The 13,697-nt window shown below is 66.3% G+C and carries 12 protein-coding genes; 2 read left to right on the top strand and 10 right to left on the bottom strand.

Annotated elements, in window-relative coordinates; all coding sequences use genetic code 11:
• Positions 1–5: 5 nt before the first annotated feature.
• The 8 genes from Tharo_RS00945 to Tharo_RS00910 are packed head-to-tail and all read right to left on the bottom strand — an operon-like array spanning position 6 to position 9,203.
• Positions 6–1,391, bottom strand: coding sequence for a methylenetetrahydrofolate reductase C-terminal domain-containing protein (locus Tharo_RS00945; protein ID WP_159051637.1), 1,386 nt, complete (start codon positions 1,389–1,391; stop codon positions 6–8).
• Positions 1,392–1,407: 16 nt separating this feature from the next.
• The gene (gene folD / locus Tharo_RS00940) at positions 1,408–2,319 is read right to left on the bottom strand and encodes a bifunctional methylenetetrahydrofolate dehydrogenase/methenyltetrahydrofolate cyclohydrolase FolD (protein ID WP_107219596.1); all 912 of its coding nucleotides are present in this window, start codon (positions 2,317–2,319) and stop codon (positions 1,408–1,410) included.
• Positions 2,316–3,530 carry an amidohydrolase family protein gene (locus tag Tharo_RS00935; protein WP_107219595.1) on the bottom strand — a complete coding sequence of 405 codons (1,215 nt, stop codon included), beginning with the start codon at positions 3,528–3,530 and terminating at the stop codon, positions 2,316–2,318. The genes folD and Tharo_RS00935 overlap by 4 nt, the downstream gene beginning before the upstream one ends.
• A 2-nt stretch (positions 3,531–3,532) precedes the next feature.
• The gene (locus Tharo_RS00930) at positions 3,533–4,435 is read right to left on the bottom strand and encodes a dihydropteroate synthase (protein ID WP_107219594.1); all 903 of its coding nucleotides are present in this window, start codon (positions 4,433–4,435) and stop codon (positions 3,533–3,535) included.
• Positions 4,432–6,558 carry an ASKHA domain-containing protein gene (locus Tharo_RS00925; protein ID WP_107219593.1) on the bottom strand — a complete coding sequence of 709 codons (2,127 nt, stop codon included), beginning with the start codon at positions 6,556–6,558 and terminating at the stop codon, positions 4,432–4,434. The genes Tharo_RS00930 and Tharo_RS00925 overlap by 4 nt, the downstream gene beginning before the upstream one ends.
• Complete coding sequence (locus Tharo_RS00920) at positions 6,555–7,229, bottom strand: hypothetical protein (RefSeq protein ID WP_107219592.1); 675 nt, start codon at positions 7,227–7,229, stop codon at positions 6,555–6,557. Before Tharo_RS00920 ends, Tharo_RS00925 begins: the two co-directional genes overlap by 4 nt.
• Before the next feature lie 28 nt (positions 7,230–7,257).
• Complete coding sequence (locus Tharo_RS00915) at positions 7,258–8,544, bottom strand: uroporphyrinogen decarboxylase family protein (protein WP_107219591.1); 1,287 nt, start codon at positions 8,542–8,544, stop codon at positions 7,258–7,260.
• Positions 8,541–9,203 carry a cobalamin B12-binding domain-containing protein gene (locus Tharo_RS00910; protein ID WP_107219590.1) on the bottom strand — a complete coding sequence of 221 codons (663 nt, stop codon included), beginning with the start codon at positions 9,201–9,203 and terminating at the stop codon, positions 8,541–8,543. Before Tharo_RS00910 ends, Tharo_RS00915 begins: the two co-directional genes overlap by 4 nt.
• 412 nt (positions 9,204–9,615) lie before the next feature.
• Between Tharo_RS00910 and Tharo_RS00905 the strand changes: the two genes are divergently transcribed.
• Positions 9,616–10,578: a helix-turn-helix transcriptional regulator gene (locus Tharo_RS00905; RefSeq protein WP_159051636.1), complete on the top strand. Its 963-nt coding sequence runs from the start codon at positions 9,616–9,618 to the stop codon at positions 10,576–10,578.
• A 154-nt stretch (positions 10,579–10,732) separates the two neighbouring features.
• Here Tharo_RS00905 and Tharo_RS00900 read toward each other — a convergent pair whose 3' ends face one another.
• Together Tharo_RS00900 and Tharo_RS18035 are read right to left on the bottom strand one after the other, a co-directional pair.
• The gene (locus Tharo_RS00900; protein ID WP_107219588.1) at positions 10,733–12,724 is read right to left on the bottom strand and encodes a molybdopterin-containing oxidoreductase family protein; all 1,992 of its coding nucleotides are present in this window, start codon (positions 12,722–12,724) and stop codon (positions 10,733–10,735) included.
• The gene (locus Tharo_RS18035; protein ID WP_107219587.1) at positions 12,721–12,870 is read right to left on the bottom strand and encodes a hypothetical protein; all 150 of its coding nucleotides are present in this window, start codon (positions 12,868–12,870) and stop codon (positions 12,721–12,723) included. Before Tharo_RS18035 ends, Tharo_RS00900 begins: the two co-directional genes overlap by 4 nt.
• Positions 12,871–13,002: 132 nt before the next feature.
• Between Tharo_RS18035 and Tharo_RS00890 the strand changes: the two genes are divergently transcribed.
• Positions 13,003–13,644 carry a TetR/AcrR family transcriptional regulator gene (locus tag Tharo_RS00890; RefSeq protein WP_107219586.1) on the top strand — a complete coding sequence of 214 codons (642 nt, stop codon included), beginning with the start codon at positions 13,003–13,005 and terminating at the stop codon, positions 13,642–13,644.
• Positions 13,645–13,697: the final 53 nt, after the last annotated feature.

The raw sequence follows: 13,697 nt of genomic DNA, 5'->3' as shown, positions 1-13,697 counted from the left end.
GCTTGTCACCCTGCGCGACGGATGAGTTCCACCAGCGTCTCATCGTTCTTGTGCCCCATCAGGTGGATGCCCGCCACGCCCTCGACACCGCGGATCGCCCCGATGGTTTCCAGACACACCTGCATGGCTTCGGCTTTCTGGTCGGCCGCGTTGCCGATTCGCTGGAGCACGGCCTCGGGAATGTGGACGCCGGGGACATGGGTGCCCATCCACCGCAACGCCTTTGCAGAGGACAGGGTACCGACGCCGATGATGATGCGGGCCTGCCGGTGCAGGTCGCGGGCGCGAACTTCGGCCATGAAGGCTTGGAGTAGCGGCAGATCAAAACAGAACTGAGTCTGGATGAACCGAGCGCCGGCAACGATCTTCTTTTCCAGATTGGCGATGCGGTCGGTAAAGGGCGGCACGAAAGGGTTGCAGCTCGCACCGATGAACAACCTGGGCGGACTTTCCAGCTTGCGCCCGGAGACGAACTCGCCCCGGTCCACCATGCCGCGGGCGACGTGGAGCAGCGACACGGCGTCCAGATCAAACACCGGCTTGGCCTGCGGGTGGTCACCCTGGCTGACATCGTCTCCGGTCAGACAGAGGATGTTCTTCACTCCCAGGGCTGCGGCGCCGAGGATGTCGCCCTGGATCGCGATACGGTTGCGGTCGCGACAGGCAACCTGATAGACCGGGTTGAAGCCCGCATGAGCAAGGATCGCAGAGGCGGCAACGCTCGACATGTGGCAGTTGCCGCCAGCACCATCGGTGATGTTCATCGCATCGACCAGTCCGCGAAAGCGCTCGGCTCGGGCCAGCAAGACGGACGGATCGGCGGAATCCGGCGGCGCGATCTCGACGGTGACGACGAAACGGCCGGAACGGCAAGCCGTCTCCAGGGGACTCTCTTCGGCCTCCGGCGTGGTTTTTTCCCTGATCGGCGGCTGGAAGGCGGGATCCTTGCCGCCATGAATCACCTGAATCCAGGTGGAACTGCCCCGCTTGCGCTGGTCCACCGCCGGCAGCAAAGGCGTGGGGTGCGCCTTGTGATCGGCAGAGATCTGTTTGGTGCCGTCGGTGGCCTCGATCCACACACAGCGCATCCCGGGCTTGACCTCACAGTGACCGTCAGGCCGGACCCCGCCGCAAGGACCGTTGCGCATTTCCTTGGCGCAATTCATCGGGCAGGCCATCCCGGTGGCGGAAAGCACACACTGGCCGCACATCCGGCAGTCGAACAGAAAGCCTTTGGCCTGCTGTTCGAGGGGGCGCAGAATCGACGCAGTGCGCTCGACGCCCAAGGTCCGCGCAACGGGTGCGGCCAGGGGCGCGAACCGGGAAAAGAGCGCATAGAGATTTTTCAGCCGGCGGGCGTGACGCACGGACCAGAGACGGACGGAATACATGTGACGTCGACTTCGCTTAAGAGGTTGGCAGTTCGGAGCGCGGGGCATCCCAGACTGGATGACCGCTACCGCTCCCTCGTTCCAGGCAGCGCTCGGCCGAGCGCAGGGTGTTCTCGATCAGCATGGTCACGGTCATCGGGCCGACGCCGCCGGGGACCGGGCTGATCCAGCTGGCCTTGTCCCTGACCCCGTCGAAGTCCACATCGCCGACGATGCGCCCGTCCGGCAGCCGGTTGATGCCGACATCGATGACGATGGCGCCGTGCTTGACCATCTGCGCCACGATCAGCCCCGGCTTGCCCGCCGCGACGATGAGGATGTCGGCGAGGATGGTGTGCTGTGCCAGATCGCGCGTTTTGGCGTGGCAGACGGTGACGGTGGCCTCCTTGTGCAGCAGCATCAGGGCCATCGGCTTGCCGACGATGTTCGACGCCCCGACCACGACCACGTTCTTGCCCGCGACCTCGATGCCGGTGGTCTCGAGCAGGAGCTGGACGCCATAGGGCGTGCACGGCGGAAAGATCGTGTTGCCCACGACCAGGCCGCCGACGTTGTAGAGATGGAAACCGTCCACGTCCTTCTCCACCGCAATCGCTTCGAGCACCCGGCGCATGTCGATATGGGGCGGCAGCGGCAACTGGACCAGGACGCCATGCACGGTGCGCTCGGCGTTGAGGCGGGCGATCAGCCCGAGCAGGGCGGCCTCAGTGATGTCGGCGGAACAGGCGTGGAGGAAGGAGGCGACCCCGCATTCTTCGCAGGCTTTCACCTTGTTGGCCACGTAAAGCCGCGAGGCGGGGTTGTCCCCGACCAGAATGACTGCCAGGCCAGGCTGAACCCCGTGGGCCGCGAGTGCCCCCACTCTTTCCCGGAATCGGCGGCGAAGATGCCGGGACAAGGCTTTGCCGTCGATGATCTGCGCGCTCATTGCAGCGCTTCTCCTTCGCAGGCCGGCTGCCCCGCCCAGGCACGCAAGGGCGTGCGCAGCGCACCGATGTCCTCGAACGGCGAGCGCTCGAGCAGCAGCGCATCGAAGGGCGCGCCGCGTTCGAGGCGCGGGTGGGGATGGCCAAAGTGGCGGCGGGCGGTGGCGGTGGCGGCCTGCAGCACTTCGGCGGTGGTGAGGCCCGCTTCGAGGTAGCGCTCGATTTCCTCATGCACAGCGTGGCCGTGCTCGACTCCCATGCTGCCGGCGTCGGTGCCGAGCAGCAGGCGCACTCCGAGCTCGCGGGCGATGAGCAGGTGGCGCGCATGTTCGTCGAGGATGCGGCGCAGGTTGCCCACGGTCTGTGCCGACCACCCCACCGCCTCGGGCTGCGCCCACTGGAAATGCACCGGGCAGAAGGTCGGCGTCCATGCGACGTCATGCTCGGCCATCAGCGCCAGCAGGTCGCGGCGCATGAAGAAGCCGTGCTCGATCGAGCCGACTCCGGCGCGGGCGGCGATCTCCAGTCCGGCCGCGCCGCTGCAGTGGACCATCGTGGTGCGCCCGCAGGCGCGCGCGGTGTCGACCACCAGGCGCGCCGCGGCCAGATCGAACTGCGGCTCGTCGGTGACCGCGCCGGCGTCGAAGTCGATGATCCCGGTCAGGATCAGCTTGATCTCATCGCTGTCGCGGGCCAGTTCGCGCACCGAGTCGCGGATCGCGGCGTCGTCGGCGACGTCGCGCGCCATGAAGGCGCCGTAGCGCTTGGGGCGCTTGACTCCGAGCCCGGCCGAGCGCACCCGGGCAAGGCCCGGGCTGTGGGCGGCTTCGTCGCGGAGCCGGTGGTTGATGCCGTGACGATCGCCCGCGTCGCGCACCAGGGTCACCCCGCAGGCGAGCGCCTGGCGGGCGCTCGCGCGGGCGGCGTCGACCAGGTCCTCGACCGGCTTCTTGAGATGGGCGGCGCGCTGGGCGCCGTCGGTCGGGGCGCCGTCGAGGAACAGGTGCACGTGGGCATCGACCAGCCCGGGCATCAGAAAGCCGCCACGCACGACCTCCATCCCCTGGGTGGCGAGCGTCGCGCCGAAGTCGCCCGCGGCGATGTCGGCGATGCGCCCCTCCTCGATGCGGAAGGTGAACGGGCCGTGCGCGTGCAGGCGCTCACCGTCGAACCAGCCGTCGGCGACGACGGCAAAGCGATCGGTCGGGATCATGTTCAGGCCTTGTAGAGCTTGCGCACCGCGCGCAGCGCGTTGCTGCCGGTAGTGTCGAGGAAGTTGCGGTAGGCGGTGAGCACGTAGTCGTCTTCGGCCAGCGGCGCATAGCCGCGCCACGGGGTGCCGAGCACGGTGTCGAAGCCGTGCGGCACCGCCAGGGTGAGGAAGGCGTTTTCCAGCCCGTGCTTGAGGTCCGAGCCGTCGGCGGCCTTGGGCGGGAGCTGCTGGCCGATGTTGGACAGTCCGCCCATCATGTGCAGGCCTTTCAGGTCCGGGTCGGCGCCGATCAGGCGCACCGCGTCGAGGGTGGCGCGGTTCAGGCCCTCGGTGTCGGCGATGATCGCGCTCACCGACAGGTCGACGAAGACGTGATCGAGCGCCATGCCGTATTCGTCGCGCAGGCGCAGCGCCGCGCGCCGTGCGGTGGCGGCGATGTCCTCGGCGGTCTTGTTGTTCTTCGCCACGCCGTCGGTGACGCGCTCGGAGGCCATCACCATGACCCGGAACGGCAGGTCGCGGTAGAGCTGCATCGCTTCCCAGCGGTGTTCGGTGATGGAGTTGACGATCGCCAGCTCGCCGCCGGTGCGCTCACGATCGTAGGTGGTGAGGCACAGGGCGAAGAGCTCGGTGGTGGGCACATCGAACGACAGCGGCACCGCGACCACGTCCTGGATGGCGCGAATCACGTCGACCAGGAAGCCACGGTCGGTCATCGCCTGCGGGCCGATGTTGACGTTGAGGGCGAAGGCGCCGGCCTCGACCTGCTTGAGCGCGAGCGCCTGGATGGCGGCGAGGTCCTTGTCCTCGAACATCGCGCGCGTGCTCTTGAAGCCGGGGTTGATGCGCTCGCCGATGATGCGGATGCCGAAGCGGTTGGTTTCGCTGAGGGTGCTTTCAGTCATGACGGACTCTCTTCAGTGGCGGTGCTTGGGTTGGCGCAGGCCGTCGTCGCGGCGGCCTCGGAGGGTTCGGATATCTCGGGGGGCTCGGCAAAGCCGATGTGGCGGAGGAAGACGTTCTGGAAATCGGCGCGGGCGTTGAGCGCGCACGCCTGCGCGGTGCGTGCCAGTTCGCGCGCGTGTTCGCGCTCGGCGCACGACCGCAGCAGGTGGCGCACGCCCTGCCCGGCGGCGTTGCCGACCTGGACAAAGCGGCTGCGCGGCAACGGCGGGAACAGGCCGATGTCGATGCCGCTGTCGATGTCGAGGTAGGCGCCGAAGGCGCCGGCGAGGATGAAGCACTCGATCGCGTCCTCGGCGAGCCCGGCTTCGGCCAGCAGCAGCTCGGTAGCGCTGCGGATCGCGGCCTTGGCCAGTTGCACCGCGCGCACGTCGGCCTGGGTGAACAGCACTTCGGGGGCGAGCTGGGCGGCACGCCGGCCGTCTTCGCCGCTGACGATGTCCGGGTGGGTGGCGCTCAGCCGGCCGCGGGCATCGAGCAGGCCGCCGCGGCGCAGCGCGGCCACCGCGTCGAGCACACCCGAGCCGCACAGCCCGACCGCCTCACCGCCGCCGATGGTGTGCACCGCCAGACGCCCGTCTTCGAGGGTGACTTTCTCGATCGCGCCTTCGGCCGCGCGCATGCCGCAGCCGATGTGCCCGCCTTCGAGCGCCGGCCCCGAGGGCGAGGACGCCGACCACAGCCGGCCGCGGTGGATGAGGCTGATCTCGGTGTTGGTGCCGATGTCCATCACCAGCGCGCAGCCGAGTCCGCGCCAGCGTGACTCGGTGGCGAGCAGCGCGGTGACGTGGTCGCCGCCGATGAAGCCGCCGATGTTGGGGGCGACGTGGACCCAGGCGCCGGGGGCCACGGCGAGCCCGAGCTCGCGCGCGCTCAGGTCGACGCTGTCGCGCAGCGCGGCGACGAAGGGCGCGCGCCCGAGCTGGCGCACTGGCAGGCCGAGCAGCAGGTGGTGCATGGCGGTGTTGCCGCACACGGCGACATCGACGATGTCCTGCGGGCGCTGGCCGATGCTGGCGCACAGGTCGTGGGCGAGCGCATCGATCGCCTCAAGTGCGGCGGCGCGCAGGGCCTCGGCGACCTTGGGATCGCCCGCCGCATGGTCGATGCGGCTCACCAGGTCGGCGCCCCAGGCGGTCTGCGGGTTCTCCACGCCGAGGCGGGCGAGCGTGCGGCCGTCGTCCAGATCGACGAGGAAGGCGGCCAGGTTGGTGGTGCCCAGATCGACCGCCAGCCCCAGGCTGCGCCGCCCGCTCGGGGCGAACGCGATCAGCGCCCCGCCCCGCTGCCAGGCGCGCAGGCGGCAACGGGGGCCGCTGCCGGCGCGCAGCACGGTGGCGAGTTCGGCGGTGGCAGCGGGGGCGACGGTGAGCGCGCGCGGGGGCGCTGCGAGTGTGGCGGCGTCTTGCGCAGCCGGAATCATCCGCTGCCCGGCTTCGTGCGCTTCCCGCTCGCGGCAAGCGTCGAGCACGCGGTCGGCATCGGCGCGATCGTCGGCGAGGCTGGGCGCGGGGACGTCGAGCTCGTGCGCACGGACGGCGGGGTCGAGCGCGAGGGCGGGAGCGGCCTCTTCGCCGGCGAGCGCGCTTTCTTCCTCGGCGCGCACCACCGGCGCCAGCGAGCGCGCGCCGATCTCGACGGTGCAGTCGCTGCGTGCGCCGATGCGGCAGGCGCGCATCCAGCGCCGCCGGTTCGTCGGCCGCCCCTCGTCGTCGAGGACGATGTCGAAGCCCTGCGGGCCGCGCCCCTCGAGCGGGCGCAGCGCACCCTCGCTGACCCGCACCATGCAGCTCGCGCAGGTGCCACGTCCGCCGCAGGCGCCGACGATGCGCACGCCGTGGCGGCGGGCGGCGTGAAACAGGCTCTCACCCGCTTCGCAGGCGATCTCGCGTTCGAGCTGGGGGAAATACAGGCGGTAGGACGCATTGGGGGCGCCGGCGTCGGCGGGGAGACCGGGTTCGGGCGCCGCATCCGCGGGAAAGCCGGACTCGGGTGCTATGTCCGCGGGGAGGTTGGACTCGGTCGCCGCGTCCGCGGCGCGGGCATGCTCCTGGCTGCGGTTCATGCGGGAATCTCCTTGCGCCGGCGCGCGATCGTGCACCGCGGCGCCGAGGGGCAGGCGTCGCAGCGCGACCAGGCGGTGGCGGGGAGCGCGATGCCGACCCCGTGCACGCTGGTGCACGACTTGAGTGGATGAAGCGCGCCCGCGGCACTGGCGCGCATGCCGATCGCTGCGCCGTCGGCGAGCTGGAGCACGGTGGCCTGGGCGTCGAGCGCGAGTCCGGGGTCGCCCGCGGCGAGCTCGCCGGCCACGCTCAGGCCGCGACGGGCGGCCTGCGCGACCAGGCGGTCCTGGGCGTGGCGTACGAGCGCGAGCAGCAGCGCGGTGCCCAGCTCGTCGAGGGCGAGCGCGGCGGCCGGGCGGCGGGCGGCGAAATGGGCCCGCACGCGCTCTTCCAGGCGCGGCCCGAGCGTGCACGCCACCGCGCCGAGGGCGGTGAGCCGGCCCGAGGCCGGCACCAGGCGCGGGGCATGCAGGCACTGGCCGCCGGCACGCAGGATCGCGCCTGGCGGGGCTTCGAGCGCGACGATGCGCACACTGTAGGCAGGCTCGACGAGGGCGTCGGCGCACACTTCGGCGAGCGCCGCCGCGCGCCGGCGCTGCGCTCCGGGACGCTCATCGGGCGCCGGCGGGGGCAGCTGGCGCAGCAGGCTCGCGCAGCTCAGTGCGGACATGGTCGCGGACTCCAGGCGCTCGCGTGCGTCAACCGGCGTACTTGCGCGCGGCAGCGTACATCGCGCGCACGTTGGCGACCGGAGTCTCGTCGGGAATGCCGAAGGCAGTGTCGAGGATCAGCTTGCCGCCCTTGTTCCAGACGTTGTCGACCAGGTGCTTGACCGCGGTATCGACATCCTCTGGTGTTCCCATTGTCATCACCGAAGGATGCATTCCACCGCGCAGCGCAACCACGTCGCCGAGCACCTCGTGCGCCCTGACCATGTCAGTGCGCTCGAACCAGTAGATGCACTTGCCCGCGGGCACGTCGCGGATCGTCTCCAGGCGCTTGGTGCAGTCCGCTTCCCACAGCGGCATTGGGATCAGATCGAGGTCGATGATGCCGAGCAGCAGTTCGCGGAAGGAAGGCCACCAAAACTTCTCGAACTGTTTTTGCGACATGAAGGCATCCGGGGCCCAGTGCACCGGAATGAAGATCAGCGGGCTGCTCAGCATCGGCTTTTGCGCAGCCAGCCGGCGCAGCGACAGTTCCTTCATCTTGTCGAGCACTTGAAGAATCTTGTCCGGACGCCGGTACAAATCCTTCATCATCGCCGTGGCACCGCGGAAATAGTCGGCAATGTTGTCGTAAGGCCCGATGGCGACCCCCCCGATTCCCGATGGATAGCCCATGCCGCCGAGTTGGCCCATCAGCTTGCCGGCGCAGGCGAATAGCTGCATGGCTTCCTGGCCAGCTTCGGCAAGGCGCGCCATCGATTTTTGCAGGGCTGGGTTGGCAAAGGGCGCGGTGTTATAGATCACGTCGAAGTAGGACGCGCCGGCCATCGACGCGATCCCCTCGCAGCCCTCGAACGCCCCCGCAACACGCGGCAGATACTTGCCATAATAAAAACCAGTCGGATCGAACAGGAAGTCATCGTATTCGTCCGCGCTCATGTACTCCCGATCGAGATACTGAAACGGTCGATCATCCGACACACCATGGCCGGGCCACTCGACCTGACGGTAATCGACGGCATCGAGCAGGCGACCAAAGCCGGTGATCAACGGGGTCGGTGTGCACAGGTCGGGATCGAGCTCGCGGGTGATCTGGAGGGTGAGCTCGCACAGTTTTTCCTGGTTGTACATCTGCTCCCGAAAGCTGATGTTGCCGTACTTGGCCGCCCAGAACATCATGAACAGCGCGGTCGGCATGCGATCGGGCTGCTTCAGGTTGACGCAATCCATGACACGTTGCCAGCGTGCCTGATAGGCAGGATTGGCTTGCGGCGCGGCAGCGGGCGCTGCGCCGTGGGCGTGGGCCGGGGCGTTCATGCCGCCCCCCCCAACCACTTGTTGCACAGGGTGACCGCCTCCACCGCATTGACGCCGAAGCCGTCGGCGCCGGTGTAGGCGCGCACGGTCTCGTCGATCTGGCCGCCGCCGACCATGATCTTGAACTGGTCGCGCAGCCCTTCCTTCTCGAAGGCTTCGACGGTCTCCTTCATCGAGTCGAACGCCAGGGTCAGGAAGCCGGACAACGCCACCACGTCGGGCTTGAAGCTGCGCACCTCGTCGAGGAAGGTGGCCACCGGCACGTCGATGCCGATGTCCTTGACCTCGTAGCCGTTGATATCGAGCATGAAGCTGACGATGTTCTTGCCGATGTCGTGGAGGTCGCCGTGCACCGTGCCCACCAGGACGCGGCCGAGCTTCTTCGCCCTTTCGCCCTCGCCGTCGACCAGCAGCGGCTTGGCGATGGCGCCGACAGTCTCGAGCATCTCGCCCGCAAGCACGAGCTCAGGGAGGAAGTAATCGCCAGCCTCGAAGCGCTTGCCTACCTCGTCCATCGCCATCCGGCACAGCTCGAGCACGCGCAGCGGGTCCTTCTTGTCCTCGAGCAGCATGCGCCTGGCCAGCGCCAACGCGTCGTCCTCGTTCATGTCGGCCAACCACGCCACCAGCTGCTTTTCCTGATCATTGAGTGCGCTCATTTTTCCCTCCAGTGTTTGATTGATCTCAAGCAATTTCCAGCGTTGTTCGCTGACGTAACCCGGAAGCAGCCATCAGCCAGCACGCCTTCTTCATTTCTGAACTTCAAGGAAAGACGCGAACGGTGCAGTTCAAATCTGGATTCGAAGCAGCGATCTTGCAGGCCCACTGCACCGACGGTATCGACCCTCTTTCATCAAGCAGGCCTTGTGCATTTCGATGAAAAACGTGATGCTAGAATTACGCATTCCGGGGCTTGGATTGCAGCCTCTGCGAAAGCGGTCCGGGCAGAAGCGTAACGGCTTCGTCAACCTGAAAATATCGACCAAATGAACGATGCCGCTGCGGCGGCGCAACATCCATGTTTTGAACACAGGATCGCGAGTGATAACTGTCGAGGTGCTGAATCATTTGTTGCTCGATCTCTACCGGGCATCACGCGAATTGACGATGAAGGAATTCCAGCTTCAGACACTGGAGCTGATTCGTCCTCATATTCCGTTCGATTCAGCCTGGTGGGCGATGGCGACCGAGATCGAGGCCGGCCGCCATCGCATTCATGATTCATACCTTTTCGGCCTGACAGAGAACTTCGGCGAGCTGGCAAGCATGACTTCCGGCAATAACCTGATTGCCCGCACCTGCTCTCGAACGCCGGGCACCAGCTTCAATTTCACGCCGGAGCAGCTGTTCGGCGATGCACCTACAGCGATGCTGATCCGCCACAGCGACGTCATGCATCTGCTATGCACGGCATGGCAGGGCCGCATTCCCCAGCTGTTTACTTTCCTCGGGATCAGCCGTCACGATCGGAAGAGCCCCTTCTCCGAAGACGAGCGCCGTCTGAAGCAGTGCCTGATGCCGCACCTCGCGGACACGATGCAGATCAACCGCGTGATGCACATCGCCTCAATCCGCGCCGGCCATTCGAACGCGAAATCGGCGATGGCGGTGGTCGACGAGTTGGGAACGCTGCATGCCGCGGAACCGGGGTTCGACCCTCATGTGCGCCTGGAATGGCCCGACTGGGAAGGCCCGTTCCTGCCGCCCGCCCTGCAAACGGCACTGGCGCACAATCAGGTGCACCATCTCGGGAAGCAGGTACGAATCCGTTTCGACCGCGTCCGCGAACTCACCCTGGTGACGATCGCCCGGCGGGCGCCAGCCGATGCATTATCCGCACGCGAACGCGCGGTCGCCGAGGGTTTCGCCAGCGGCCAGTCCTACAAGGAGGTGGCCCTCCATCTGGCAATCTCACCGGCGACCGTGCGCCACCATTTGCGTTCCGTCTACGAGAAGCTCGGTGTTTCCGACAAAGGCGAACTCGCGCGCATGCTGCGTGAAGACGACCTCCAGTTCGGTGAGCAACGGCGGTAAAAAGGTCGCATGCAGCCGCGGTGCAGGTCCGCGCCCAAGCCTCCGGCATCGACCGGAGTGCTGCAGACGGAGGCACCGAATGGGGTAAGCGGCCGCGGTCGCCGCTTTGCCGCAAACCCCGTTCTTGAACACCTGCAGGGATGTTGAAGACCGATCAACAGCCCCCGGACGGCGGAAGATCCGCCGGATCGACTTTCGACACCCGGCACAGCAGCGCTCGCAGATGGTAGGTACCCATGGCGGGGTCGTAGGGCGGCTCGTTGCTGGTCAGCAGGTTTACGTTCGAGGTCCACATGCCGTATTCCGGAGCTGGCGCCTCAGGGAACCACCAGCCATGCTCGGCGGCCACCACGCGGGGATCGAGCCCCGGCGAATATTTCGCCCGCTGGCGGATGCGGCCGCGCTGGTTTTCAACCCACATCCAGTCGCCGTCAGCGATACCGTAGTGCGCTGCGGTATCGGGGTGAATTTCCGCCTCGGGGTCGGGCTTGGCCCGGCGCAGCTTGGCGACCTGCCGGTGTTCGGAATTGAAGAAGAACGGAATCCGCTGACCAGTGGTGAGCACCAGCGGGTAGTCTCGGGCCAGATCGGGCGCGCTGTAGGGGCTCTCGGGAGCCTCCTCGTAGGACGGCAGGGGAGCGTAGCCCATATGCGCCAGGATCGTCGAATACAACTCGACCTTGCCCGTCGGCGTGCGAAAACCACCGGTTTCGTATTTGCGGAAGCGCATCGGCACGGTGACGAAGCCCTTTTCCTTCATCTCCTCGAAGGTCAGACCGACGGTGCCCGCGGCGAGGACAGCGTCCAGCACTTCGTGAACCGGCTCGGTGCCATGCTCCAGCTCCATGCGGCGGATCAGCTCGGTGACGATCTCATCGTCGGATTTGCATTCGCCGACCTGTACCGCTTTCTGCAAGATACCGACACCGTTGTTGGCGAGAGACGGATAGCCCATGACCATATCGACTTCGGGCCAATGCGCCGCCGGCAGCACGATGTCGGCCAGCTCGGCGGTCGGGGTCATGAACAGATCGGCGACCACCATGAAATCCAGCTTCATCAGCGATTCGTAGACCTGCCGGGTATTGGCGTAGGTGGTCAGGGTGTTGTTGCCGAACACCAGAAACGCCTTCACCGGATAGGGCGTCCCCTCGCGCATCGCCTCGAGTACGCTGGGGATGTGGGCACCAGGAAAACCGCGTTCGTTGGTCAGGACCTTGAAGCGGTCGGCACCCAGACGCTTGGCGAGGGTCTCGGGCGGCACCTTGTCCATCAGCAGCGGGAACGGCCCGAGACCCTCATTGCCGAACACCCAGCCCCCCGGTACGTCGATGTTGCCGGTGATCGCCGGCAACAGCGCCAGCGTGCGTACGGTCTGGAAGCACTTCGGTGTGTGCTCGATGGCGCAACCCCATTTGAGCATGGCCGGCTTGGTCTGGGCGAACAACCGCGCCGCTGCCCGGATCTTGTCGGCCGGAACCCAGGTGATCGGCTCCGCCCATTCCGGCGTGTACTGGCGGACATGTTCGGCCAGGGCATCGAAACCATAGGTCCAGCGCTCGACGAAGGGGCGGTCGATCAGATCCTCGCCGATGATCACGTTGAGCATGGCGAGGCCAAGGGCGTCGTCGGTGCCGGGACGGACGCGGAGCCAGATATCGGCCCGCTTCGCCAGCTCCGTCTCCCGTGGATCGATGACGATGATCTTCGGATTGTGTGCCAGTGCCGTGTGGGTGCAGAAGCGGGGCTCGCCGCCGGGACCGGTGATGGTGGAGTTCTGCCCCCAGAACATCATGCAGGCGGGCGGCGTGCCGCTGATGAAGTCGCTGACCGGGAAGTCACCGTAAGTGATGAAACCCGCATTGACCCTGGGGAAGAAGCACTGGGCGAAACCCGGCTCGATCCAGTTCGGCGTGCCCAAGGCATGGGCGAGACGCGGCATCCAGATGATGAGATGGCGTCCGGTGCCCGTGCCGATCGCGACCGACTCGGGACCGAACTCATCGCGGATAGCGTGAAGTTTTTCGGCCATGGTGTCGAAGGCTTCGTCCCAGGAGATACGCTCCCACTTCCCCGACCCGCGCGGCCCGATCCGACGGAGCGGGGTGTGCAGACGATTAGGGTGATAGACGATGTCGCGCGTCATCGTGCGATCGGGCACAGCCTGCCATGATTCAACGGCCCTTCGGGATCGCCGGCGACCTTGACCAGTTCACCGTTTTCGACATGCAGCAGCACGCTGCATCCACCGTGGCAACTGTGACAGACACTCTTCAGAATTTTCGTACTCACAGGGAATCCTCACCAGTACGGCATAAAAATTTGCGGTTATCAGCTTCTTTATTAACTGAAATAAAAAATGCGCTTCCTGTTGACGAAGCAAAGGATAGAATCAAATCCATTGATTGAATACTCGGATCCGTCATGAACGAAAACGCGGACGTCAATCCACGAAAACGGCCGGTTCAGCAGCGTTCCTGGCACACGGTGGAAGCGATTCTGGAAGCTGCTACTCGGATTCTGGAGGAACAGGGCATTGGCAGTTTCAATACCAACGCGATCGCCGACCGCGCCGGCGTCGGCGTGGCATCGCTTTATGAATATTTCCCCTGCAAGGAAGCAGTCGCCGCCGAGCTGGTTCTCCGCGCGCATCTCACGCTGGTAGCGGCCCTGAGAGACACCCTCACAGAAACGGAAGGGTTCCCGTTCGAGCGTGCCATGCGATCCATGATCAGGCGCGTCGTCGCCTGCGAATGCGCGCGCCCCGGGCTGGCCCGCGTGCTCGAACTTGAAGAAGAAATCCTGCCCAAGACGATGGAGTTGTTGGCAGCGGAAGCCGAGATATATCGGCTGAACATGAGCTTGCTGGCCCGCTACCTCGATCTGCCTGCGCTAAAGCAGGAAGACATTGAGATCGCCGCATTCGATACCCACTGCATGGTGCGGGCAATTCTGGACGCATCGCTTGACGCGTCACCGAACCGGATGGAATCCATTGAGGAGCGGCTATGCCGAGCCGTGATTGGATATCTCCAGCCGCTATTGCGCAGAGAGCGCGCCGCGTAACCGCGGCGTTTCGAGAACGCATTGCGCGCCCCCTCCCCTCTGCACTGACACCG

Origin of the sequence: Thauera aromatica K172 (assembly GCF_003030465.1) — a bacterium.
Taxonomy (GTDB): Bacteria; Pseudomonadota; Gammaproteobacteria; order Burkholderiales; family Rhodocyclaceae; genus Thauera; species Thauera aromatica.
This window is presented reverse-complemented; position numbering and strand designations above follow the sequence as displayed.

Coding starts and splice junctions, on each gene's coding strand:
- Tharo_RS00945 (WP_159051637.1), bottom strand. CDS start 1,391: ATGTATTCCGTCCGTCTCTGGTCCGTGCGTCACGCCCGCCGGCTGAAA.
- folD (WP_107219596.1), bottom strand. CDS start 2,319: ATGAGCGCGCAGATCATCGACGGCAAAGCCTTGTCCCGGCATCTTCGC.
- Tharo_RS00935 (WP_107219595.1), bottom strand. CDS start 3,530: ATGATCCCGACCGATCGCTTTGCCGTCGTCGCCGACGGCTGGTTCGAC.
- Tharo_RS00930 (WP_107219594.1), bottom strand. CDS start 4,435: ATGACTGAAAGCACCCTCAGCGAAACCAACCGCTTCGGCATCCGCATC.
- Tharo_RS00925 (WP_107219593.1), bottom strand. CDS start 6,558: ATGAACCGCAGCCAGGAGCATGCCCGCGCCGCGGACGCGGCGACCGAG.
- Tharo_RS00920 (WP_107219592.1), bottom strand. CDS start 7,229: ATGTCCGCACTGAGCTGCGCGAGCCTGCTGCGCCAGCTGCCCCCGCCG.
- Tharo_RS00915 (WP_107219591.1), bottom strand. CDS start 8,544: ATGAACGCCCCGGCCCACGCCCACGGCGCAGCGCCCGCTGCCGCGCCG.
- Tharo_RS00910 (WP_107219590.1), bottom strand. CDS start 9,203: ATGAGCGCACTCAATGATCAGGAAAAGCAGCTGGTGGCGTGGTTGGCC.
- Tharo_RS00900 (WP_107219588.1), bottom strand. CDS start 12,724: ATGACGCGCGACATCGTCTATCACCCTAATCGTCTGCACACCCCGCTC.
- Tharo_RS00890 (WP_107219586.1), top strand. CDS start 13,003: ATGAACGAAAACGCGGACGTCAATCCACGAAAACGGCCGGTTCAGCAG.